General features: G+C 37.6%; 15 protein-coding genes and 8 pseudogenes. 9 read left to right on the top strand and 14 right to left on the bottom strand.

All coding sequences use genetic code 11. The features are described from left to right. Positions 1–322: 322 nt before the first annotated feature. Positions 323–661, bottom strand: a complete 339-nt coding sequence (locus tag M5F03_RS06065) for a hypothetical protein (protein WP_180036296.1) — start codon at positions 659–661, stop codon at positions 323–325. A gap of 492 nt (positions 662–1,153) precedes the next feature. Beyond that, positions 1,154–1,879 (bottom strand): annotated as a pseudogene (locus M5F03_RS06070) (RHS repeat domain-containing protein); the annotation flags it as partial. On the opposite strand from M5F03_RS06070, the pseudogene M5F03_RS06075 reads away from it, so the two are divergent. Then, positions 1,876–2,205 (top strand): annotated as a pseudogene (locus M5F03_RS06075) (transposase); the annotation flags it as partial. The pseudogenes M5F03_RS06070 and M5F03_RS06075 overlap by 4 nt on opposite strands. A gap of 60 nt (positions 2,206–2,265) precedes the next feature. Here the strand turns inward: M5F03_RS06075 and M5F03_RS06080 are convergent. From M5F03_RS06080 to M5F03_RS06120, 9 genes and pseudogenes are all read right to left on the bottom strand, one after another. Beyond that, entirely contained in the window at positions 2,266–2,727 is a 462-nt protein-coding gene (locus M5F03_RS06080; protein ID WP_249707446.1) for a hypothetical protein, read from the bottom strand. Further along, the gene (locus M5F03_RS06085) at positions 2,727–3,251 is read right to left on the bottom strand and encodes a tlde1 domain-containing protein (protein ID WP_227591947.1); all 525 of its coding nucleotides are present in this window, start codon (positions 3,249–3,251) and stop codon (positions 2,727–2,729) included. Before M5F03_RS06085 ends, M5F03_RS06080 begins: the two co-directional genes overlap by 1 nt. Then, positions 3,243–4,002, bottom strand: a pseudogene (locus M5F03_RS06090) (RHS repeat-associated core domain-containing protein); the annotation flags it as partial. The pseudogene M5F03_RS06090 and the gene M5F03_RS06085, both read right to left, overlap by 9 nt. 46 nt (positions 4,003–4,048) lie before the next feature. Further along, a complete protein-coding gene (locus tag M5F03_RS06095; protein WP_180036263.1) occupies positions 4,049–4,327 on the bottom strand; it encodes a hypothetical protein in 279 nt (92 codons plus the stop codon). Positions 4,328–4,345: 18 nt separating this feature from the next. After that, positions 4,346–8,032 (bottom strand): annotated as a pseudogene (locus M5F03_RS06100) (RHS repeat-associated core domain-containing protein); the annotation flags it as partial. Positions 8,033–8,103: 71 nt separating this feature from the next. Then, positions 8,104–9,327, bottom strand: a complete 1,224-nt coding sequence (locus M5F03_RS06105; protein ID WP_180128740.1) for a WD40/YVTN/BNR-like repeat-containing protein — start codon at positions 9,325–9,327, stop codon at positions 8,104–8,106. A 66-nt stretch (positions 9,328–9,393) separates the two neighbouring features. Continuing rightward, a complete protein-coding gene (locus M5F03_RS06110; RefSeq protein ID WP_180081926.1) occupies positions 9,394–10,290 on the bottom strand; it encodes a hypothetical protein in 897 nt (298 codons plus the stop codon). Positions 10,291–10,303: 13 nt separating this feature from the next. Then, positions 10,304–13,051 (bottom strand): annotated as a pseudogene (locus tag M5F03_RS06115) (type VI secretion system Vgr family protein). A 386-nt stretch (positions 13,052–13,437) separates the two neighbouring features. Next, positions 13,438–13,726: pseudogene (locus tag M5F03_RS06120) on the bottom strand (transposase); the annotation flags it as partial. Positions 13,727–14,214: 488 nt separating this feature from the next. Between M5F03_RS06120 and M5F03_RS06125 the strand changes: the two are divergent. Together M5F03_RS06125 and M5F03_RS06130 are read left to right on the top strand one after the other, a co-directional pair. Next, positions 14,215–15,519, top strand: coding sequence for a type II toxin-antitoxin system HipA family toxin (locus M5F03_RS06125; protein ID WP_121523298.1), 1,305 nt, complete (start codon positions 14,215–14,217; stop codon positions 15,517–15,519). Beyond that, a complete protein-coding gene (locus tag M5F03_RS06130) occupies positions 15,512–15,790 on the top strand; it encodes a helix-turn-helix domain-containing protein (protein ID WP_004871362.1) in 279 nt (92 codons plus the stop codon). The genes M5F03_RS06125 and M5F03_RS06130 overlap by 8 nt, the downstream gene beginning before the upstream one ends. Positions 15,791–15,805: 15 nt before the next feature. Here the strand turns inward: M5F03_RS06130 and M5F03_RS06135 are convergent, their stop codons facing one another. Then, complete coding sequence (locus M5F03_RS06135; protein WP_180102702.1) at positions 15,806–17,017, bottom strand: tyrosine-type recombinase/integrase; 1,212 nt, start codon at positions 17,015–17,017, stop codon at positions 15,806–15,808. A gap of 248 nt (positions 17,018–17,265) precedes the next feature. On the opposite strand from M5F03_RS06135, the pseudogene M5F03_RS06140 reads away from it, so the two are divergent. From M5F03_RS06140 to M5F03_RS06155, 4 genes and pseudogenes are all read left to right on the top strand, one after another. Beyond that, positions 17,266–17,618: pseudogene (locus M5F03_RS06140) on the top strand (CoA transferase subunit A); the annotation flags it as partial. 3 nt (positions 17,619–17,621) lie between these two features. Beyond that, a complete protein-coding gene (locus M5F03_RS06145) occupies positions 17,622–18,269 on the top strand; it encodes a 3-oxoacid CoA-transferase subunit B (protein ID WP_249707448.1) in 648 nt (215 codons plus the stop codon). 323 nt (positions 18,270–18,592) lie between these two features. Then, positions 18,593–19,384 (top strand): phytanoyl-CoA dioxygenase family protein, encoded by a 792-nt coding sequence (locus M5F03_RS06150; protein ID WP_111885191.1) that lies wholly within the window; start codon positions 18,593–18,595, stop codon positions 19,382–19,384. A 138-nt stretch (positions 19,385–19,522) separates the two neighbouring features. Continuing rightward, positions 19,523–19,978, top strand: coding sequence for a GFA family protein (locus M5F03_RS06155; RefSeq protein ID WP_111885192.1), 456 nt, complete (start codon positions 19,523–19,525; stop codon positions 19,976–19,978). 32 nt (positions 19,979–20,010) lie between these two features. Here M5F03_RS06155 and M5F03_RS06160 read toward each other — a convergent pair. After that, positions 20,011–21,126: pseudogene (locus M5F03_RS06160) on the bottom strand (S-(hydroxymethyl)glutathione dehydrogenase/class III alcohol dehydrogenase). A gap of 299 nt (positions 21,127–21,425) precedes the next feature. Here M5F03_RS06160 and M5F03_RS06165 point away from each other — a divergent pair. After that, the gene (locus M5F03_RS06165; protein WP_249707450.1) at positions 21,426–22,700 is read left to right on the top strand and encodes a flavin-containing monooxygenase; all 1,275 of its coding nucleotides are present in this window, start codon (positions 21,426–21,428) and stop codon (positions 22,698–22,700) included. Positions 22,701–22,799: 99 nt separating this feature from the next. Next, on the top strand, positions 22,800–23,795 hold the full coding sequence (locus tag M5F03_RS06170) for a TauD/TfdA family dioxygenase (RefSeq protein ID WP_249707452.1): 996 nt from the start codon (positions 22,800–22,802) through the stop codon (positions 23,793–23,795). 230 nt (positions 23,796–24,025) lie between these two features. Here the strand turns inward: M5F03_RS06170 and M5F03_RS06175 are convergent, their stop codons facing one another. Next, positions 24,026–24,466: a hypothetical protein gene (locus M5F03_RS06175; RefSeq protein ID WP_249707454.1), complete on the bottom strand. Its 441-nt coding sequence runs from the start codon at positions 24,464–24,466 to the stop codon at positions 24,026–24,028. Positions 24,467–24,609 lie beyond the last annotated feature (143 nt).

Consider the following 24,609-nt stretch of genomic DNA (forward strand, 5'->3'; position numbering starts at 1 on the left):
TGTTTCAGAAAGCTTCTTTGAATCGATATATTTCATCCGCAGATTATGCATGAATATTTAAAATTCTTCGGTACAAATAATCAGCAAGAGACTGTTCGTTTTTTGATTTATGAAAGAGGCTTTATATAGTTGTTATATATAGTGTTTATTTAAATACTATTTATATTATTTAAGGTATTTTATGTCGGTGGCTCTTGCCAAGGTTGGAGTATTCTCTATTCACCTTGGAATCTAACTCAAGTTATTTTTAGCGACAGAACCAGTGAGCTAGCAGCCTAAAATTTCCTAAGTGGAAGTCTCCTGTTATTTCAGCACGCATCAATCATTTAAAATACCCCAAAGCTTTTAACTTAGGAACAAATTTTTTATTAAAATAAATTATTGAAAAACTACAAACTAATGCAAAAGAAATCAAAGTAAAAGCAAAATAAATATTGTTTTGATCAAAATATATATGGAAATCATCTACAAACTCATGAATATGAAAAAAAGGAAAAATAAAAGCTATAGCAAACAGTAAATATAATAAAGAACTAAATACCACTTTAAAAAAATGACCAAGTATACTTACTTTAATTAAAGCTTTAGCATAAAAATTTAAAATTAAAATCATATAAATCATATATAACAAGAAAAACATAGCCGTTTTAAACCAAATCATTAACTATCTCACTAATTATTTTGCACAAGATGGCAAGGTTATTTTCCCAGTACCCATTAATTCACCAGCACCTGTTATTTTACCCTCTAGTAATGCCCCTGCTAGTTTGCCTGGAGTTCGATTAATTCCAGAAGTACCCAATGGTTTATTCATCAAATCTACTCTCATATATGGAGCCCTTTGAATTACTGCCTTATTCACAGATCCTCCAATGCCACCACCAACCATAGCTCCTACTACAGCACCAGCATCATAATTACACATATTCGCAACTTCCTTCTTCGCAGCAAATAATCTCACACCTTGACCCAGCACTGAAGAAACTCCTGCACCTCCTGCTGCACCTACAGCATGTGATGCCCAAGGATTTACAGCCCCCACTGCACCTCCTGCAACACACCCAATTGCAGCACCTTTCCACTCTCCTGTTGTATAACCACCAACAGCACCAGCTATGCAGCCATATGCAGCACCAGCAGCATTTAAGGGAGTTAATCCCAATTGATCGACCCACAGATTCGGATCACTGACATAAGCAGAATTATTTAATCCACCAAATAGTCCAATCGGATCTTTACTCACATACCTTGCACTAAACGGCTCATAATAACGGTAACGGTTATAATGTAATCCAGTTTCACTATCGTAATATTGCCCTTGAAAACGAATACTTGTTTGCTCTAATAAATTGTCACTAGTCTTAATCTCTAAAGCTTCACCCCATACATCCTGCTTAATTTCCCATATACATTCACCTAACTCATTTGTTAAAGTCTGCGGTGTTCCAACTTGGTCACAGTGATAAAAAAGTACCCGCTCCAATTCAGCTTTATTTTTTCGTGTTTCAGTTTTCCATATCGGGTCTTTATAAACCGAATAATCTTCATGCTGAAATTGAGCATAATATGGAGTTTCTAAAAGCTTGATAAAACCTGTATAGCCCGTTTGCAGCAGCGGTACAAAACTCTGCGGTTCATAGACATAATGCTTAGTGTAGTTTTCTTCGAAGTCATAAGATTGTTGTGACTCCCAAATCATCAGGTCACCGTCCCAGCCGAATAAGGTCAGGGTTTGCGCATTTTGATTTTTCTTGTATAAACGCCTTCCAAATACATCATAACCATATTCAGTCACCTGACCCTGATGATCACTGCAAATCAATCTATTCAGGTTATCTCATGTCAGTTTTAATGTTTTGCCTGCAGGGCTGCTTTCAATGCAGACAAGTCATTTTAGATCGAGATGCACATGCGATCATTCCACCTAGGAAGAATGCAAAGCCGTGGAAAGATCAGCAAGCGAAGTCAGTAGCGCGGAACGAGTTATTAAAAACAGTCAAACAGCTAGGTAGATCGCTTTGGAAAAAATGGTCAGGCTATCATCGGCGAAGTTTGGTTGAAACTAAGATGTACTGCATTAAATTATTAGGCGATAAACTCAGTGCTAAGAACTTTCAAAGCCAAGTCAATGAAGTACATGCCCGTATAGCCATTTTAAATAAATTTACAGACTTAGGCAGATCACATACCCGAGTTGTCACTTAAATTTGAGTTGCTTAAGGGAGTTTTACTTTTTAAATCTTTGTGCAACAAAGTCATTACTTACTAATTACCTTGTAAAATAGCTTTTATGTAGCTTAGTTTCTCTAGATCTTCCAAACTTTTGGTTTTCATATAAGTGCTATTTTTCATAAATTCTTCTATTTTTTTTTCAACTTCTGACTTTTGCACTGTACTTAAATTATCAAGAATAATTGAAAATTCAGGTCTATTATAATAAAAATTCATTACAACCACTGCTATTAATTCAGTAAATGTTTCATCATCTACTTTATACGGTAGTCTATTAATTTTATACATAAAATCATCAGAATATTCACATACAAAATTATACCCTGTATCTTCAAACACTTTTATTGATTTTTCACTAATATTCAATATTTTACTTTGAACTTTGAATTTTTCAATAGAAATTTCACACTCTTTATCGATAAAATACCCACTACCAATTAAATATATAAATAAAATAGTGCAGCAAAAAATAACAGTTATAAAAAATTTTTTCATTACTCAACATCCAATATTCCATAAAGGTCAACAAAATCTGGCTTGTGTCCAAATTTCCTTTTGCTTTCTAAATCCCCTCCTTTAAAAACAAGCGCTTTATGCTTGTTCGTTTTTTGTATAAAACTAGATAATTTATCCCACTTCACATTTCCATTTTTTGCTCCCATTGAAGAGGGAATAGTCACACAGCCTGTACTATAAGTTCCTGGATGAAGTCTAAAATAGCCTCTCATTTTCTTGTTATTAAAATCATAAGTAAAATCATCTGTATGCATATCGACTGCATAAAGCTTGTACCAATGCTCTTTACCTTCACCCTCATGTGGGATTATCCAATATCTCCCTCTTGGAATAGCTTGCGACTCATCTAGTGATAAATTAGTTACTTGTTGAGTCATATGATCTACACTTGCATATCCACCTGTGAAAACGCCATTTATACCTATTGTTTCTTTTGAATCTAAATCAGAACCTTTAATTGTTCCATTCGATTTGTTAAAAACAATATGTACAATTAGTCCCATAGGATCCACCCACTGATTCGGATCACTGACATAAGCTGAATTATTTAAGCCCCCCATCAACCCAATCGGGTCTTTACTCACATAACGTCCACTGTACGGCTCGTAATAACGATAACGGTTATAGTGCAAGCCTGTCTCAACATCATAGTATTGCCCCTGAAAACGGATATTACTTTGTTCTAACAAATTGTCACTGGCTCTGATTTGCTGCGTATTGCCCCACGTATCCTGCACGATCTCCCAGACACATTCACCACGTTCATTACTTAAGGTTTGCGGTGTTCCCACTTGGTCACAGTGATAAAAAGCAACGCGTTCTAGCTTTGCTTTGTTCTTTTTCGTTTCTGTTTTCCATATCGGGTCTTTATAAAATTGAATAAGGTTCTGTTTGGAAACGTGAATAGTCTGAGGTTTCAATCTACTTAATAAAACCTGCATAGCCTGTTTGAAAAAATGGTAAAACTATTTGGTTCAAAAAATAATGCTTGGTGTAACTTGTATGCTGTAAGTTCTCTTGTATTTTATTATTGCTTTGAGTGTAATGTTGCGACTCGAAAATCGTCAAATCACTATCCCAACCAAATAATGTCAGGCTGTGTTCCACTTAATTTTGATTAACTATTTGACTTTGTTCAGATATTCGTCTTCCAAATATATCATAACCATAAATGGTGATTTGACTATTGTGATCACTTTGGATTAAGCGATTAAGGTTTCTGCTTATTTGGCTGGTTTCAATCACATTTTTTTGGTAAATTTAATACACATATTTTTCAAACACCTACACCTAAAATATTTTAAAAGTCTTCGTTTTTTTTATCTGGAAACAAATATTCAATTATAAGAAAAATTACTGAAACTACAATACCTATCGTTTGAGTTATTAAAAAGAAAAACATTAGATCATTAAAAGGCATTATATAATCATCATTAAAATAATTATAAATAACGGCTAAAAAAAATCCTGTCAACCCCAGTAAAACCCCCTTTATAAAACAAAACAAATAGGGATGATTATCTGCTTTCAGATTAGATATAAATGTACCTAACACAATTTCAATAATTATATTGAACATATAAAAGTACTTCCTTTATTATTTACTGTACTGTGGTTCATCTAACTTTAGACTCGGATTCTCTTTAATAGGCTTTGTTGTAATAGATTTTACTGCTGTTTGACCATAAAATATTCTTTTTCCAATAGTATTTGTAGTATTTTTATAGAAATTCATAGCTGTAACATATTCTACTCCATTTGCTTTTGCAAGATTTGCGCCAACTCCTCCTGCTAATGCTCCCACACCAGCTACACCAAGAGTTCGCTTATAATTATAGGCATTGCATTTACATCTAACACTATCAAATGTTTGAAAACCACCGTCTACTGCAGCAGAACCAACAGCACCCATTATTGGTGCCTTTGCACCTGCTCCAAAACCGCCACTAATTACTGTAACTCCATATGGTAAAGTAGCGGCGGCAGCTCCAACTGTACCTACATTTCTCATTCCTTGCTGATTTCTTAAAACATTTGCATCTTGCTTATTTTTCGCAACACTTGACATAGTTCCTGGCAATAATGCACCCAATATTCCAGTACTTGGTCTATTTTGTTGTTTGGATCTTGCATCTTTTATTTTTGAAACTTGCCAAGCAGCTTTTTGTTGAGCGAATCTTTCAGCTGCATGCTTTTCAACTAACGCATTATTCGCAGCAACTTTTTCCCTTTCCCCTTGTGCCATCAACCCCATCGAATCGACCCATTGATTCGGATCGCTCACATAAATTGAATTATTTAACCCACCAAACAACCCAATCGGATCTTTACTCACATACCTTGCACTATGTGGCTCATAATAACGATATCGGTTATAATGCAATCCAGTTTCATGGTCATAATATTGACCTTGGAAACGGATATTGGTTTGCTCTAATAAATTATCACTAGTATTAATCTCTAAAGCACTACCCCATGTATTTTGTTTGATTTCCCAAATACATTCGCCCAGCTCGTTACTCAAAGTTTGTGGCGTCCCCACTTGGTTGCAGTGATAAAACGCTACTCGCTCTAATTCAGCTCTGTTCTTTCTCGTTTCGTTTTTCCATATCGGGTCTTTATAGATTGAATAAGGTTCTGTTTTAAACTTTGAGTAGTCGGGTGTTTCAATTAGTTTAATAAACCCTGCGTAACCTGTTTGCAGCAGCGGTACAAAGCTATTCGGCTCATAAACATAATGTTTGGTGTAGTTTTTATCATGCTGAGAATTGTCTTGATCTTTGTTTGACTGTTGCGACTCCCAGATCATTAAATCACCATCCCAACCAAATAAAGTTAAGCTGTATTCTGGTTTGTTAATCTTAAATAAACGTCTTCCAAACACATCATAACCATAGCTTGTGATTTGACCATTGTGGTCACTTTGAATCAGGCGGTTTAAGTTATCCCATGTCAGCTTTAAAGTTTTACCTGCTTGGGTCGTTTCAACAACATTCCCTTGTGCATCGTATTTATAGTGTTTGCCTTGATATTGGGTGATCAGGTTATTTTTCACTTGTGATGACTGTGTTGCAATCGGGTCAATCAAGTTACCTGCTGGATCAAAGGCAAAGTTCTCAGTTTTTTGTGGGCTTTGGCTTTTGATTAAGCGTCCAATTGGATCATATTGGTAATTCAATTTTCCTAAGCGATTATCATCCACTTGAGTCAGTAAGTAGTTATTGTCATATTGATAATGGCGTTCGGCTTGGTATTTTACTTGTTGCAACTGGTTTGGCGTTTCTTGTTCAGGTCGGATGATCTGCGAACTGAGCAATCCAACTTCATTGTAGTTTTTGGTTTGAATGAGACCATTTGCCAACATCCGTGCCGTTTCACGATGTAAGTCATCGCGCTGGAACGCCACCATGTCTTGTTGGTTAAAGGCGATGCCATAGATATGCCCTGAACCATAGCTGAGATTAGTTTGCACTTGTCCATCGGGGCGGATGGTTTTAGTTAAATTGCCTAACTCATCATATTCATAACGCAGTACTGCAGTCAGCGGCTTTAAATTTGGTACTTTGTAGTGCTGATGTTCACGTATCAATTGCCCCATCGGATTACGATAGAAATCGATCTGACTGACTGCATTTTTGGCTTGGCTTAGTTGGTTATTCAGGTTGTATTCAAATTCTTCAATTTGGCTATGTCCTGTTTGTAAATGAGTATAGGTTTTTGAAGCGATTGAGCCATCTGCATGATAACCCAATTGGGTCAGGATATTCGGTTGACGTATTTGGAACAGCTGACCGTTTTCATTGTAGCTATAATATTTTTCTTCGCCATCGAAAGCCTGTTCACGTGCCAATTGACCATAACGGTTATATTCAAATAAATATTCTGCATGGTTTTGATTGATCAGCTTTTGAATACGGCCTTGCTGATCCCATTGGTAGCCAATTTGATGACGGTTCGCATCTATACGCTGTTCGAGCAAACCCGCAGCGTTATAACGGTACTGCGTGCTTAAACCTTTGGTATCCGTATGCTTGAGCAAGCGCCCTTCTTCATCATGCTCAAATTGTTCTTTTAAACCATCAGGATAGACAATTGCTTTAAGCTGGCCTTTGTCTTTGCCATCTGTGCTGTAGATATATTTGACTTGCTGTGCATCAGCAGACTGCTGGGCCGTCAGTGCGCCTTCTTCATCATATTCCCATGCGCTTTCTTTACCTGAACAATCGCTATATGCGGTCATTTGCCCCAAATCATTGTATTGAATTTTTTTAGAGCCGCCTTTGGCATCAATGATTTCTACAACTTGATTATCGTTGTTGTATTTATATTGCGTGCTATAACCTAAAGGATTAATTTCCTTCGTTACATTACCGTCTGCATCGTATTCTTTTTTCCAAATATGACCTTCTGGATCTTTAGTTTCCGTCAAATTTCCTGCTTCATCATAGGCAAAACGGATGATGCCTCCATTCGGCTGTACAATTTTAATCAGCTGATCTTGCTCGTTATAAACTTGTTCGGTTTCTAGGCCTGCAAAATCAATTTGACGGGTAATACGTTTTTGACTGTCACGCGATAGCCATTTTTCACGGCCATCGGCTAAGCGTGTGCGATAGGTAAAACCATCTAAGTCAAAATAGTAATAGGTCGGCACATCATAAGCATCATATACAGCAACTTGGCGAAGTCGTGGATGCCACTCCAAACGGGTCTTAAAGCTGCCGTCATCAGCCCATTCTGCGATGGCTTTGGCATTCGCTTCTTTTGATTCATATCGAATATTATGCCCACGCCCTGTACGGTCGGTATAACGGGTCAGCTGATGCGCATCATTATATTCATAGCTGCGCACGTGACCATTTTGATCCACTGCCTGAATTAAATTACCTTGCGTATCATATTCATAGCGTGAAACTGGCTCTGCTTGCTCATCCACAAAGGCAGCAATGATTTTCACTTGTTCATTAAAGGCAAACTTGAGCTGGTGTTTGCCTCGCTTCAGTTGAAAATCAATACTTTGCAGATAAGCCTGCTGTTCAAATAGTAAATAACTTAAAGCAACTTTTTCATCTGTTTCTTCATTGAATTGCTGAATCAACTCATAGTGTTTTCCGTCATTTAAGCTGTGAAAATGGAAACTCCACGCTGAACCAAAATTCAGCAGCAAGACTTCATTTTCTAAAGGTTCTAACCTAAAGCCTTCATAGGGTGCAGTATGGGCCTTATACAAAGTGGGATTAGATAGCTGATATATATAAAAACGATCAATAAATTGATAATTCTCAGTATTTCAATTTTTTAACTTAAAAACTTTATAACCAAATATATATTAATTAGATAGCTTTTAAAAATATATCAAGGCAATAATGAACTAAATTTAGTTAACTCTCTCGATGACACTTTTCCACCTTTAAGTATAAAAACTTTATTAGTTTTATTATCAAAAGTAGAAGCCTGAATCATATTACCTTCTTCATCAATTTGCCAACTTCGACCTTTATCAAAACTAACCGCTGCTATATCTCTTTGATAAGGGTAGCTATTTGAATTTTTAAAACCTGAACTGTATAAAACTCGATTCTGACCCATATATAATTTACTCAACTGTAATGCATTTCCAATTTTTACTTTTTCAAGCCATTGATATTTATTTTGTTCATTTGGTGCGGCAACTAAAAAGGTAGTTTCAGTATCTACATGACCATAGGTTTTTTTCTCAAAATCATAAACCATCCCTAAAACGTAAAGTTTTTCCCCTTCACTATTAATATCCACAATATCTGATTTTGGTAGAGTGAGGATAGGTGAATATTGATCTATACGATTGTCTTTGGGATCATCACTCCACGGAAACTTATAAACCACACTTTGATATTGGCCTTGATGATCGAATAAATTAGAAAAATAAAAATCTTTGGTTTTCTCATCAAAATGATAGGAGTTAAAAAACTCATCCATTCTAAATTCATATTTCATCGCATTTAATTGGTCAACAATTTGCTTTGGCATATGGATTTGTATCCATGTTTTTCCTGCATCAGAGGTACGCCACAACGTCTTTTGCTCACCTATGGCATATCCATATACACCAGTTTCATCGAAAAGTACTTGTTTAACTTGTCTAAATGGCGGCCAACTTTTAAGTTGAGTAAAAGTTTCTCCACCATCTATCGATTTAAATATTTTATAACGTCGTGCTTTTCTAATTTGATCTTGTTCAGGAATCGTATCGACGAGTACATAATCTAAAAAATAGGTATTAATATAAATCGTGTTAAGATCAGCTGATTGCCACCATTGTCCAGTCTGAGCTGGTTCTTTAAATACTAATTTGTCTGGCTTTCCTTTTCCCCCTGATAACACCTCAACGGTCATACGGTTTAAAACTTGACTATTGTCTCTCATCCATTCTTCTTTATACTTTGAATCTATAAATTCACCTTTCTCATTTAAGATATCAACAAACTCAATTTTTTCTTGATTGATATAAAATAACAATGCTTTGTCTTTGTTTGCGTTAATCGCTAAGATCCCGCCATTAAAATTATTTTTAGCAAACTCAAATTCAGTTGCCCACATTAGACTGCATCCTGTAAAGAAAAAAAGACTGAGGAGAAAGATAAAGTACTTATTTTTGATCATGGCTTAATCCACAAAAATTGATCGTATGCGTTTTATGGTGTTATCAAATAAGAATTTAGCCGTTCCACCTATAAAGGGATAAACCACCTCTGCTACCTGTACCGCTTGATCCCATGTTTCAAAATCCATCCATTCTTGAAGATTCGGCTCAGCAATAATACGAAGTAAATCAGTAAACGGAATTTCTTGAATGCCACCATCTATATATGCTGGAACATGCGAATTAAATGCAAAAGTTTTAAAGTCTTTATCACTAAGTTCAACGGTTTGCTTTTTAAAAGTCATGTTCTGACTGGCTTTCGGTGCTAACTTACAAGGCAATTTAATCACATCGCCTTTATTATTTTGATCTAAACCAAGATCCATATATTTTTGTAAATATTTTCTGGCATTGACTAACCATCTTTTCCCCTCAGGGCTTTTCATACTTGGGAGTAAATAAGCACCAAAACGTGAACAGTAATAGTATCCATACGCACGATAATAAGTAGGCGGCAGATGCCCGCAAGTGGCTGTATGACGCTTCATAAAGTCAGCGTAACGTGACCAGTTTGGATCAGACCCATCTAATTTAAGCAAAGATTCTCTATTTTTGATGACCTTTAATGCAACCTCTAAAGCGAGTTGCCAACGTTCTTGTGTTTTTGTAACATCGATTAATACATCTGCATGATTTAAGAAATATCGGATATTAATTCCATTTTTATTAACGGTTTCGCCTTTTTTTATAGGATCATCTTTATAAGGAACATAGTAATAACCACAATTTCCATAAACATGGTCTAGTGCCATATTCACAACAGTATTGCATTTTTCTTGTGGATTCACATAGACCTTAGCAACACTATTATTTCCAACTGGTGTCAAACTTTGATTTATACTTTTCTTTTGTTCAGACATCTCATTTCCAGAACTAATTATGATCGTCAATAAATTCAATAGAGTTTATTTTTAACTGTTTAGAAGACAAAGCTGTCTCTGTGTAACCCTTGTCGTCAGTAGTCCCCTCTAACTCACTGCCATCACTTAACGTTAAGAGATATTTAGTATTTTTAACTGCAATATTTTTTACTTCATCAAATACCTTAACTTTTAGATCATAGAGCTGATTTCCTATAATACTTTTATCCACCGATTCGCCAGATTTAAAAGCATGCTGTCCAGCTTTAGACTCATTAATACCACTAGTTTTAGAATAAATTCCTGTATCTTTTATACTGATTTGAGAGCTCCCACCCGTAATCACGACTTCTGTCGGACTTGTAATGTAAACCTTTCCTTCTGTCGATTTAATTGTTAAGTCTTTTCTCGAAATAATATCTAAAGCATTAGAAATTGATTTAATTAAAATTTTACCCACACCTGTGATTAAACTTGCATCTTCTCTTGCTGCAAAGAGACTAATTTTTTTACTCGCTTGAGCAATTAGGCTATTTTGAGTAGAAATATTGATGCTTTCACCTGCACTATGAACCATAAAGCCTTTCGCCACAGTATGGATATTTTCTTCACTATTTATTCCTATATTCTTTGGTGAAGCTAGAACCATCACAGCCGATTTGAATGCATTCGCTTTTTCTAAATCTTCAGTTGAAAGCTGTTCAATAAATTCTTGGAACTTGCTTAAAATTTCTAGCGATGTACTTTCCAACTCTACAGCCGTCTTATTCAATGCTGTTGCTTGGTTCAAGCTCTCTAAAAACTGCTCTTGAGTCATTTTTAGCTGTAGATGATCTTTAGATGCTTTAATTTGCTGATAAGTACTTAGTAGTAAACCTTGTCCAGCTCGTACTGCCCCCCATTGATCTGTCCGCAGCTCAAAACCTTCACCCCGATCTTTACTTTCTGCTTTATCTTTTGGATGACTGAGCTTACCGAGGTTCAGTTGGCTCGCACCATGACTACTTTGCAGCTGGGTACTAATTTGCCCCGTGGTGTCATCAAAGCGTAATTGACCAAAACCCTCTCCCGCCACTTCTTTGGAACGAATTCCCGCAAGTTTTTTGGTATCTGGTAATTGTCCTTTATTGTCAAATTTAGTGGGACTACGCTGCGCTTCATGAATACGACCCACGACAAAAGGTCGGTCAATGTTGCCATCAAAGAAATCAACGACGACTATTTCACCAACTCGAGGTAAGAAGCGTGCACCATAACCTTCGCCGGCCCAAGGGGTCACCACATCAACCCAAGCCGAGTCTGTGTCATTATTGTTCGCACCTGCACCACCATCATGGCTATGATCATCAGAACGGGTAAACAAGAAACGGACTTTTATCCGCCCCCATTCATCAACATGGATTTCTTCACCGGCAGGCCCCACAACTTTAGCACGCTGCGGATGTGTTACTGGTCGATGTGTAAGTGGATTAAATTCAGGAACGGTCGTAATATTTCGACGTTGCAAAGCCAAGGTATTGGCTTGGCGTTCATCCGCATCGCTTTGTTTGACTTGCCACTGACTTTGATGGATTAACTGCGTCACTTGATCGGTTAAGTCTTTGGGTAAATTATTTTGGTTATAAAAAGACTTAGATAAAATCAAAAACTCTTGATCGGCACCACGATGCTGGTCAATCTCTGGATGCTCATCCAATTTGAACCAGTAACCAACTTGTGTATCACGCACGGTACTTTTGGCAATAAATTGTTTGGCTTGAGCTGCATAATAATCACTAAAATTTTGATTGAGACGTTCAACTTGAGCACTATTAGAGGCAGTTGCAGCATCTTCACCATTCAGATCTTGTATCCAGGCAGGGCTCACATGCCATGCCTGCTCTAAGCTTAAGCTCGCATTATCTTGATTTTGACTATGTAGGTGCTTGCTTTGTACTGAACCACCACCTTCGTCCTGTTCAAGCACATCCGCCTGCCATCGTTGCACATGTACCGACGTCGGTTGCAGACTACGCTGACCGATAAAACTGGTCATACTGTCATTTTTTTCAGTCGCACTACTGCGATGAAAACGGATATTACGTCGCTCTAAAGCTTGATATTGACTATTATCATCAATCAAACGTAGCTTTTGGGCTGCTATGGGTGTCGCAGACGATGTTACAAAAGATTGAGCTTCATCAACCAACCAATGAATGCCTTCACTGCGTAGTAAGCGAGTAATAAAATCATAGTCGGTTTCATTACTTTGCATCATGAATGGTCGAACGTCATACTCTTTTTTTAAGCCACTTAAGTCCAAACTTAAGCTCGCTGCAAAAAGTGGGCTCTTTTTTTGCCATTCCTTAAAAATAATCTCGACCACATCTTTGACCGATTTATTCATAAACACGCGGCTATTACGACGCTTATGCCACAATGCCGTTGCATCTTCTAAAGTCAACTTATATAGCGTTAATGCACCATCACTTTGGCCTTGAAATGCTTCTGTAATGATCCCGGTAATACGAAAAAGTTGACCCGCATCGGTTACCTGATCGATTGCGACTTATGTACCAATAAATTGTTTCAGTTCGAGCGTGGCAGAAGTTGAGAGACAGATGAGCTGGACATTCAAACCTTCACTTAAGGCATGTTCCCCATCAATGCGTTGTAAAAATACCGCCTGATTTAATGTCGAATTTGAAAATTGAATGTGCAAAGCACGTTTTTGTGGACTAATGCCCAATTTCTCAAGTGCAGAATAAATATTGTTCAGCATGTTTATTATCAAAAATCGATTTTTTATAAAATACGGCGGTATTTAATCAAGAAAATTCATATATTCCAAGGCTTCGGCGCCTAACTTTGTTTGGCTTTATGTAAGCGAAAAGCCCCTTATTGATGGAAAAAGAGACGCATCCACCTCGATACGTCTCTTTCGTTTAATCCAGCTCAACTCAAACCCAATACTATTAAGTTACATTTAAAAAAGCGTGAATATTTTCCAATTGCGCTAACGCCTCAAGATGTCCTTGTAAAGCCGCTTTTTGCAAATGTTGTTCTGCAATTTTAAGATCGCTCTCTACCCCGATGCCATGAATATATAGATAAGCCAACTTTCCAAAATATGTTAAAAGGCTAAGTGGATTTCATCAAACTCAGGTTTCTACAAAGTGTAGTGTAATCTGGTGCTGTCCAATCTAGACCGCATAGTTTAATCAGGCTTTGAACAGAGCCAGTGACCATGCGTAAAGACAGACGAAATAGAAATTTAATCATTAAGCAGCATTGGATTGCTGCATCAGAATAGGTTTGATTTCACCCGTGTTTATCAATGGACGGAGCAACCATTGGGTCGCTGAATCAAACCAAATTGATATATTTCCTCGATTGATCAAGGCTTTATTGTAGGTGGACAATTGGATGTACGATAGATTTTTTGGTGTGAGCTTATGAGTATTATATTACTGAATAAACCCTTAGAGGTAGGTTTGTGCAACAAAGTCCAATTAGATTAAGTTAGGTTTAATAAGTTTAATATATTTCTTTAAATGCTATGTCCAGTGCGTCATCAACAGATTTATCTTGTTGTACAACAATTTGTCTAACTTTTCTTAGCTTCAGTCAGATATAAGACACGCCCATCTTCCTGCATGACACGGGTATGTTCTAAATAATACAGAATTGCTCTTTTTGAATGTAGAATCGCTTTTAGATCAGATGGATTAAGTTATTCCATTTATTTTCTCCTTTTGAATATTTAATCAAAAAAATTGCATAAAGAAGTTAGTAATTTAGCAATACGACAAGTTATGACGTTTAAAATGATTACTTATAGTGCAAATTAAATGATTCTAAATCAGAGTAGGAAATTTAATATATATCTACTATAATAAATAAATATAGCCAAAATAGAAACTAATATTTTATTTTAATACATATATGAATCAATATTGCACACTTCAAATTTTTCAAAATAACGAATGGCAAGATTGCGCTATCGTTGAATTAATTGCTAATCAAGAGCAAGGCTGGAGAGCATCTACACGAACGTCATACTTATTTGAATATGCTATTGAACATATGGATTTAAGGGATGGTCATGCTCTATCATTCCAATTTCCAGTCAATGTACAAAACAACTTAGAAAACCAATGGCCAGCATTTCTCATGGACTTGCTACCTCAAGGTTATGGGCGAAAGGAGCTTTTAAATCAGCTGGGTTTTTCAATTAATGCAGAAGAACAAGCTGATTGGCCCCTACTGAAATCTGGGGCAGGTAATCCTATTGGTAATCTACGAATTAAAGAAGCTTATGACTGGCTTCAAGATCATTTTCCGACAGTGAAACCTCGTGGATTTAGCCTAAGCGAAATAATTGAAAGGAAAGAAGATTTCATTGAGTCACTTGCATCATATGGCTTATTTGTTGCTGGTTCTTCAGGTGTTCAAGGTGAATGGCCTAAACTATTACTAACACAAGGATATGATGGTCTGTTTTATTTAGATCACAGTCTTCCAGATGAACTAGCAGCAAAGCATTGGCTAGTTAAATTTAGTCGTGGAAATGATCAAAAACTGGAAAAAATACTGTTACATGAAGCAATTTACATGAAAATAGCTCGGTATTTAGGTCTAAGAGTGTTCAAGGACTTGGAACTTCACCAGAGAACGCTATTTATTCCACGTTTTGATCGCCAAATTATCAATGGTAAAGTCGAAAGAGTTGCACAAGAAAGCCTAGCCTCTTTAAGTGGTAAAGCTGGATTTGGCGTTAAAATGACACATAATCAAATTTGTACATTGATCATGGAATGTTGCTCATCACCAAAAGCTGAAATTTTTGAATATTTGAAACGAGATATCGCTAATGTTGCATTAGGAAATAAAGATAATCATACCCGTAATACCGCAATTCAACGTTTAAATGACGGCACAATTCAATTAACACCCCTCTTCGATTTTGCACCAATGTGGCTTCATCCTGACGGAATTGCACGTACTACACGTTGGGAAAAAGATGACCATGGAGGAATGCCTATATGGGGATCTGTCATAACGCAAATAGAAGAATGTACAGGAATAGATTCAACTGAAATTAAACATACAATGATTCAACAATTGCCACTGTATGAAAATTTGCTCGATGAAATGAAAAAAATAAATATAGATGATGAGATTCTACAAAATAGTCATCATCGTATATTGAATATATGCCAACAGATTCAGGAGCTTTCTAATGGATAAACGTTATAAGCCTATGACGGCAATCGAGCAAATGAATAAACGCTTACAAGTCTTAGAAAATATAAATAACAATCCTGAGTGGCAAATTTACCAGATTGCATCATACATTAGAAAAGAACTACATTTAACATTAAATGAAATGAGTAAAATTACTAAAATTGCACCACAGACTTTACAGAAAATGGAGCAACCTGATAGTAATCCAACATTAGATTCTATAAATAAGTTGTTAAATGCATTTGGTTTAAAATTTATTATTAAATCAAAATAGTTTAATTTAAATTACCTATAAACTAGATTTTGATTTATTTTCTAAATAGTCACCCCACCACTGCATCATATCAGCTCTTTGTTGAATATAATCTGCATGGTTATAACTAGCACGTGTTTTATTCTTATCTACATGTGAAAGCTGAGCCTCAATCCAACTATCTTGAAATAAGCCAGAATCATTTAAAATAGTACTGAATGTTGATCTTAAACCGTGTGAGGATAGCTCATTTTTTTTGTATCCCATCTTACGAATGGCTGAATTTATTGTGTTAAAATGCAATGGCTTATCTTTAATTTTTGGGCTGGCAAAAACATAACGATCGCCTTGTGACCACTCTAGTGCAGATCTAACAATGCTCACTGCTTGCGATGATAATGGAACTAAAAAATCAGGAATATCATAACCTGCTATCACTTTTCGACGATATTGCTTGATATGTAAAGCAGGTATTTTCCAAAGATTGTTATCAAAATCAAAATGATGAGGTTCTGCAGACAATAACTCTGCCCCCCTGACTCCAGTATATAATTTAAATAGGATTGCTTTTTTTATAATCGGATCTGTATTTAGTTGAGTTATTCTAAGAATAAAATTAGAAATTTCTTCATCTTTTAAATAGGGATAATTTTTCTTTAATTTCCCTTTCAATAATATTTTATTGAGACCATAAGCTTGATTATAATCACAGTATCCCATTGCAACTGCAAAATCATAGATTTGATTTAAATAGCTATACGCTTTTTTTACAGGTTCCTTAACTCCCCTATTTTCAATCTGCTTAATTACCTTAACTAAATCAGTTCTTTTAATTTTGCTAAAATCTATATCACCAATAACGGGATAAATGTCATTTATTAAACATGCATTCGCCAATTGGATTACACCACCACGTGGTTGATCTTTAAATGAATTATTTGTTTTAAACTCTAACCATTCTTCACAAACAACTTTAAAAGTTTGAATTTTCTCCTGAACTAAATTTTGTGTAGAAAATTTAGTTGCCTTATAGGAGTCTCTGGCCACTCTAGCCTCTTTGAGATTCATCTCAGGATATGTACCTAGAGTGACTCGTGGTCTTTTACCCGTTTCTGCAACTGAATATCGATAACTCCAAGACTTTTTTCCATTAGGATCGACTTTTAAGCTTAAACCATCATCATCAGCTAAAAAGTAAATTTTTTCTTTTGGATATGACTTTCGTACTTGTGTTTCCGTAAGACTCATAAATTTTTATAAACCAGCATAATGATCCCCATTATCTAAATTATATCAAAAATAAGCATTATTATGTGATGCGTAATATACGCATCACATAATAATTTATATATATGTTTTTTATGAATATTATTCTGAGTTTATAAGTTGAGTTAACCAAAAAAGTAACCACTGTTAAAATCTGTATTAAGCAACAAAAATTAGTAATAGTTAATCATTACTCTGCAATGGGTTTGTTTTAAAGACCTCGCAACCAAGCCTTTTTTACTCAAACGGGTGTCGGTACTTTAATTGCGGAAGGTAAAGAAGTCCGTAACTTTGGCGGTAAAGACTATATTTTAGAACAGACCATCACCACAGATATTGCCTTGGTTAAAGCCTATAAAGCAGATAAAGCTGGCAATTTAATCTTTAGAAAACTGCGAGAAACTTTAATTCCGAATGTGCAATGGCCGGCAAAATGACGGTGGTTGAAGTTGAGCAGATTGTCGAAATTGGTGAGCTAGATCCAGATGATATCCATTTACCCGGCATCTATGTCAACCGCTTGGTACTCAATACTGCGCCCAATAAACGCATTGAACAAATGACCCTAAAAGTGGAGGCTTAAATCATGGCTTGGACACGTAATGAAATGGCGCAGCGCGCAGTACAAGAGCTTGAAGATGGTTTCTATGTAAATTTAGGAATTGGCCTTCCAACGCTGGTTGCAAATTATATTCCTAATGATATGAATGTCTGGCTTCAATCTGAAAATGGCTTATTGGGTATTGGTGAGTTTCCAACGCAAAAAACCGTTGATGCAGATTTAATTAATGCTGGAAAACAAACGGTGACGGCACGTTCAGGTGCTGCCTTTTTTTCCAGTTCTGAATCCTTTGCTATGATTCGCGGCGGTCATGTCAATGTGGCAATTTTAGGAGCGATGGAAGTTTCAGAAAGCGGTGACTTAGCCAACTGGATGATCCCGGGTAAAAAAGTCAAAGGTATGGGCGGTGCAATGGATTTGGTTGCAGGTGTACAAAAAATTGTTGTTCTCATGGAGCACTCAGCAAAAGATGGCAATCCCAAAATTTTAAAACAGTGTACGCTTCCATTAACCGGTAAAGGTGTGGTCAACAGAGTGATCACAGACCTTGGAGTTTTAGATATTACCCCTGCTGGAGTTGAGCTTGTTGAGCTTGCTAAAGATGTAAGTTTGGAACACATTCAGAATGCGACGGGTGTAGAGTTAATGACAAAAAATATAAAAGTTGCTTAATTCTATAAATATTTTTTTGCAATAAAAAAGCCCACTTTTACAGTGGGCTTTAATGTGTTGACTTAACAACAAATCTTGGTAGGTATATCCAGACTCGAACTGGAGACCTCTACGATGTCAATGTTCTGGAAAAATTGAGAATATCAACAAAAGATTAATTAAAGTGAGATACAAGTTGTCTACAACGTAATTCCAAAAAAACAAATCTCTCATTTGAAAAAGATGAATTTCGTCTGCTCAGGCAAAAGCTTATATTTTTTCCATCATCATTCCCCCAAGTTTTGATGATAGGCATATAGGTATTTACTTCTCAGGAGCCGTTCATGTTCAAAGAAGAGCAGCAAATATTTGCACGAGATGGCGTAGTGATTCTGCGCGGTCTTTTTAAAGATTGGATAGATGTTTTGGAACAAGGCGTTGCCGTCAATGAACAAAACCCAGGTCAATGGTTTCGTGACTATACGCCGGGGCAAACAGAGGGCCGCTTTTGGGCGGACTACTGCAATTGGCAGAGAATTGAGGCTTTTGACCAATTTATTCGTAAGAGCCCCGCGGCCGATATTGTAAAAAACATTATGAATGCGCAAGCGGTACGTATGTTTCATGAGCATGTTTTGGTAAAAGGTACTGGCTCAGCAAAAGTGACACCTTGGCATCATGACGCGCCTTATTACCCTGTAAATGCAAAGCAAACCTTAAGCTTATGGATTCCGCTTGATCCGATTTCACGCGAGTCCAGTATTGAGTTTGTGGCGGGTTCACATCTCTGGGGCAAACACTTTAAAGCTCAGGGCTTTAATGGCGAATATTATGAACATGAAGGCGCTAAAGAAGAGATGCTGCCAGATATTGACGCTCACCGTGAGGACTACAGCATTCTCGGCTGGGAACTGGAACCCGGTGATGCGATTGCCTTTGACTTTCGGACTATACACGGCGCACCAGGCAATAGCTCGAAACAGCATGCACGCCGTGCGGTCTCTTTCCGCTGGTTAGGCGATGATGCCGTTTATGTCGATCGAGGCGGAAAAACCTCTCCACAATATCCGCATTTGATCGACAAATTACAGACGGGCGATGCCCTGCCTGAGGATGAATTTCCGTTCGTGGCTTGACCATTAATTTTTAAAGGTCCCTCCTGATACCAATGCTGACCCATTTTCAGCATTGGTTTTTTTATGCGCTTATGAACTTGCGAAAAATGTGTAAAAAACTTAAAAATAAATCTCATATATAACAAGATCAGCAAAAACATGAGCTATAACGGCAGCTGCCTATGCGGCGATGTCCAATTTCAGGTACTGCAAGACATCCATACCATTTATCATTGCCATTGCAGTTTATGCCGTAAACAAAGCGGTACGGGTGCAAATGCCGCATCACTTATCCACTGCAGCGCTTTTCAATGGCGCCAAGGCCAAGAACAGATTCAAAGCTATTATAAAGCTTCAGGTTTTACTTCTTACTTTTGTTCTCACTGCGGCTCTCCACTTCCAAATACTGTACGCAATACCGATTGGATCTGGATTCCACTCGGCCTATTAGCTCAAAGCCCTGCCATATCAACCCGCTTAAACTTTTGCCTCAGTTCTAAAACTGCATGGCAAATACCCTCTGAAGCAGATCAAAGCTTTGATCACTTGCCGAAAATGAGTGAACTCAATGCATTTTTTAAAAGACAGTTGAATCCACAATCAAAAAAGCCCTGAATCATTCAGGGCTTTTAGGTTGGACTGAAGCTTTATTCACTAAAATGAATTACGGTACGAATCGATTTTCCTTCGTGCATCAAATCAAAAGCTTCATTAATTTGTTCTAAGCCCATAGTGTGCGTGACAAATGGTTCGAGCCGAATCTCTCCTTTCATCGCATCTTCTACCATGCCTGGCAGCTGACTGCGGCCTTTTACCCCGCCAAAGGCTGTACCTTTCCACGTGCGTCCCGTCACCAGCTGGAATGGGCGTGTTGAAATTTCCTGCCCTGCTCCTGCTACACCAATAATCACGGACTGTCCCCAGCCACGATGTGCAGACTCAAGCGCCGAACGCATGACATGGGTATTACCGATACATTCAAAGGAATGATCAACTCCCCAGCCTGTCATTTCCACAATCACTTGCTGAATCGGCTGTTCATAATCTTTAGGGTTTAAAAAGTCTGTTGCGCCAAACTCTTCTGCAAGCTTGAACTTTTCAGGGTTGGTATCCACCACAATAATACGGCCTGCTTTGGCTTGGCGCGCACCTTGCACCACTGCCAAACCGATACCGCCTAAACCGAATACCGCAACCGTGTCGCCTTCTTGCACTTTAGCTGTGTTATGCACTGCGCCTATCCCTGTTGTTACCCCGCAGCCCAGCAGACAAACGTGTTCAGGATTCGCTTCAGGGTTAATTTTAGCCAAAGAAACTTCAGCCACAACTGTATATTCAGAAAAGGTTGAACAGCCCATGTAATGGTAAATAGGCTCGCCATTATATGAAAAACGTGTTGTACCGTCTGGCATCACACCCTTACCTTGTGTTGCACGTACCGACACGCACAGGTTAGTTTTACCTGATTTACAGAACAATCACTCGCCACATTCAGCTGTATACAATGGAATGACGTGATCACCAGGTTTTAAACTGGTCACGCCCTCACCGACTTCAACCACAATGCCCGCACCCTCATGCCCCAGCACCGCAGGGAAAATACCTTCAGGATCTGAACCTGACAGCGTAAAAGCATCGGTATGGCAAACACCAGTATGGGTAATTTTAATCAAGACTTCTCCTGCCTGCGGCGGAGCAACATCCAGTTCTACAATTTTCAGTGGCTGGCCTGGACCAAATGCGACAGCTGCTCGTGATTTCATTTTGTACCCTTCTTTACTGAATGATTTATTGCCCAACCAATGTTTTAAAACTGTTTTTTTGAACAATAAATCAAAATTACAAACTTAAATTTCTTGTGCCTTTTATATGAAAATCACGCTGTGCAAGCAATTCGGTTTTTTTGATGCACTTGTTTTGCTTATATGATTTTCTCTTTTCTTTACCACTATCTATAGTCAATTCATCGAAACAGATGTCTAGGTATGAAACGGAAAAAGTTTCAGCACTGGGCTAAATACAGCGTACTTACACCAGCGTGCATGTAGGAAGGATGAATAATATGAAATTAAATAATTTGACTGTGGATACGGTTGTAGTGGGTGCAGGCCAAGCAGGAGTTGCGATGAGTGAGCATTTAAATGCGCTAGGCATTTCTCACGTCGTTTTGGAAAAAAACCGTATTGCTGAAGCTTGGCGTACACGCCGCTGGGATTCATTAGTCGCAAATGGCCCTTGCTGGCATGACCGCTTTCCAAATATGGAATTTGACGCGGACCCTGACAGCTTTATTCATCATGACCAAGTCGCAGACTATTTCCAAAACTATGCAGAAAAGTTTAACTTGCCGATTCATACCGGTGTTGAAGTATTCAAAGTTTATAAAACCGATCAGCGCCTTGGGTTTACAGTAGAAACCTCCGAAGGCACGATTTATACGCAGCGCTTAGTATCAGCAACAGGCGCATTTCAAAAAGCAGTGATTCCTCCCGTCGCTCTGCAAAAACCTGAGTTTTACCAAATCCATTCAGACCAATACAAAAACCCGCAGCAGCTGCCTGAAGGTGCTGTTTTAGTGATTGGTTCAGGTTCTTCTGGTGTGCAGATTGCAGATGAAATCAACCGTTCTGGTAAAAAAGTTTATCTATCTATCGGTCAACATGAACGTCCGCCGCGTACTTACCGCAACCGTGACAATGTATGGTGGCTAGGCGTACTTGGCGGCTGGGACTTTATGCGTACAGATAAAGGGCCGCTCAAAGGTTTAGCCGTAAGCGGCGCGCATGGCGGTATAAATATTGATTTCCGCGCCTTAGCAAAACAAGGCATTACCCTATTGGGCATGACCGATTCATTTGACGGTCAAAAAATTCAATTCAAAGCTGACCTGAAACAAAACCTTGAATCTGGTGATGCTGCGCTGCATGCCTTTTACGACCAAGCAGATGAATATGTGCGTGCCAATGGCCTCGACCTGCCTGCTGAACCGCAAGCGCGTCAGCTGCTGCCTAACCCAGAATGCGTAACGCAGCCGATTTTAGAGCTGGATATGCAAGCCGCCAACATTACGAGCGTCATTTGGGCTTCAGGCTTCAGTTATGACTTTGACTGGCTGCAAGTCAATGCCTTTGATGAGCAAAAAAAACCGAAACATAAACGAGGCATTTCAGATGAACGCGGGATCTATTTCCTTGGTTTGCCCTATTTGACTGGTCGCGGTTCAAGCTTTATTTGGGGCGTTTGGCATGATGCTAAATACATCGCTGAACACATTGATATTCAACGTAAATACCAAGAATACCAAACCGATAAAAATCTACTCAAAAACACCGCCTAATTTCTACCTTTATGCACACATGAATCTCTCTCCATTTATGTGTGCATTTTTCATTCAATCTCTGTTCAGCTTTGCTCTGACCATTTCAAAATTGAGGATATGATGACCACCATTTTAAAATCAAAAATTACAGATAAGTGTGCATGGATCGGGGCAGAGATTGCCGAAAAAACCGATTGGATCTACCACTTATCACCACATGTATTAAGCATTTTTGATCACAGCCTGCAAGTATTGGCGGCAAAAAACTTAGCTGCGCCCAATTTTGTAAAATCGGATGTCGTCATTCAGGATGACGCTTTTTTAAAGGAAATTGCCTATATTTCTAATGAATTGGAAAACGGCTACGGTTTCATTGTGATTCGCGGTTTAGACCCAGAAAAATACAATGAACTTGAAATGAGCAATATTTACTATTTGATGGGTTTATACATGGGAAACAGCGTGACACAAAATGCACGCGGCGACCTCATTGGTTATGTCGAAAACATAGGTGATAAAAGCAAAAAAATGACCCGTGTTTATGAAACCAACAGCTATTTGCCCTACCATGCGGACTTAAGTGATGTCGTTGGTCTGCTCTCAATTCGTAAAGCTAAAACTGGCGGCCTCAGCAGCATTGTCAGCTCATCTACGGTTTATAACCGTATTTTAGAACAATATCCCGAATACTTAGGCTATTACTATCACCCAGCTTGGTATGACCATTTGGGAGAAACCGAACCTTCACTGAGTCCGATTTTCAGTTATTTTGACGGTAAATTGGCCTGCCGCTACTTACGCTATTATATTGAATTAGGCCATGACCGCAGAAACGTTCCACTGTCCCAAGTACAAATGGATGCCCTGAATATTTTTGATGAAATTAGCCATGATCCAAGCTTAAGGCTCGATATGATGTTAGAACCGGGCGATATTCAGTTCTGTAATAACTACTGTGTCATGCATTCGCGCACTTCATTTGAAGATTATGATGAAGCTGATAAGCGCCGCAAACTTTTACGCCTCTGGCTGCAAATGCCAAATGCGCGCAAGCTTGCGAAAGACTTCCCAGGTCGTAACGGCATACCGAAAGGTTTAGGCGAGGTAGCTTAATTTATAAAACTGAAAAGAGGCGTTGGTCGCCTCTTTTTTATTCCTTCATTTTAGTGTTAACAGCTTTGAAACTATTCTGCATATTCTTCTAATGATGGACCTAAAATCTAACAAATTAATGGCAGTGAATCATATCTAACTTGTCCCATTTAAATTGGTTCTAACTTCCGCATTTCGTATAATCGCCATTATGTTCAATCGATGATAAAAGGCTCGATTCATAGAATTATTCATTTAGAAGTTATAGAGGGTTCATCATAAACCCGTAAAATAAAGTCATTAAAATCAATTAATTGATATATCCCCCTCTGTTTGTAGAAGAAAATATTTACTTCTAAATATTCAGCTTTATAACATTTTGTTCTATCCATTTTTTTTATAAAATTTGGAAATTGCTTTTTAAATGGAAAATAGGGTCTAACGAAGTTCTGGCTCTTTAAACCATCAACTAAAAAATAATAACTATCTATCGAGGTATATGCTCCTGTAGATTTTCTTGAATAAGGCTTATAACCGAGATAACAAATTTCTCCGACTTTAAAGTTTCCTTGTTCATATTGTTTATCTACCATTTTTGATACAAAGATAGAAAATAAAATATTAAAAATTAATAATAATAAAAATAGTAAAAATCCTCCAATTAAAAGCACTCTTCTATGATAAAGATCCATTAAAAATCCCTTTCAAATTAGTAAGCCTCTTTCATAAATCAAAAAACGAACAGTCTCTTGCTGATTATTTGTACCGAAGAATTTTAAATATTCATGCATAATCTGCGGATGAAATATATCGATTCAAAGAAGCTTTCTGAAAC

The sequence above is a fragment of the Acinetobacter amyesii genome (assembly GCF_023499985.1).
In the GTDB taxonomy this organism is placed as follows: Bacteria; Pseudomonadota; Gammaproteobacteria; order Pseudomonadales; family Moraxellaceae; genus Acinetobacter; species Acinetobacter amyesii.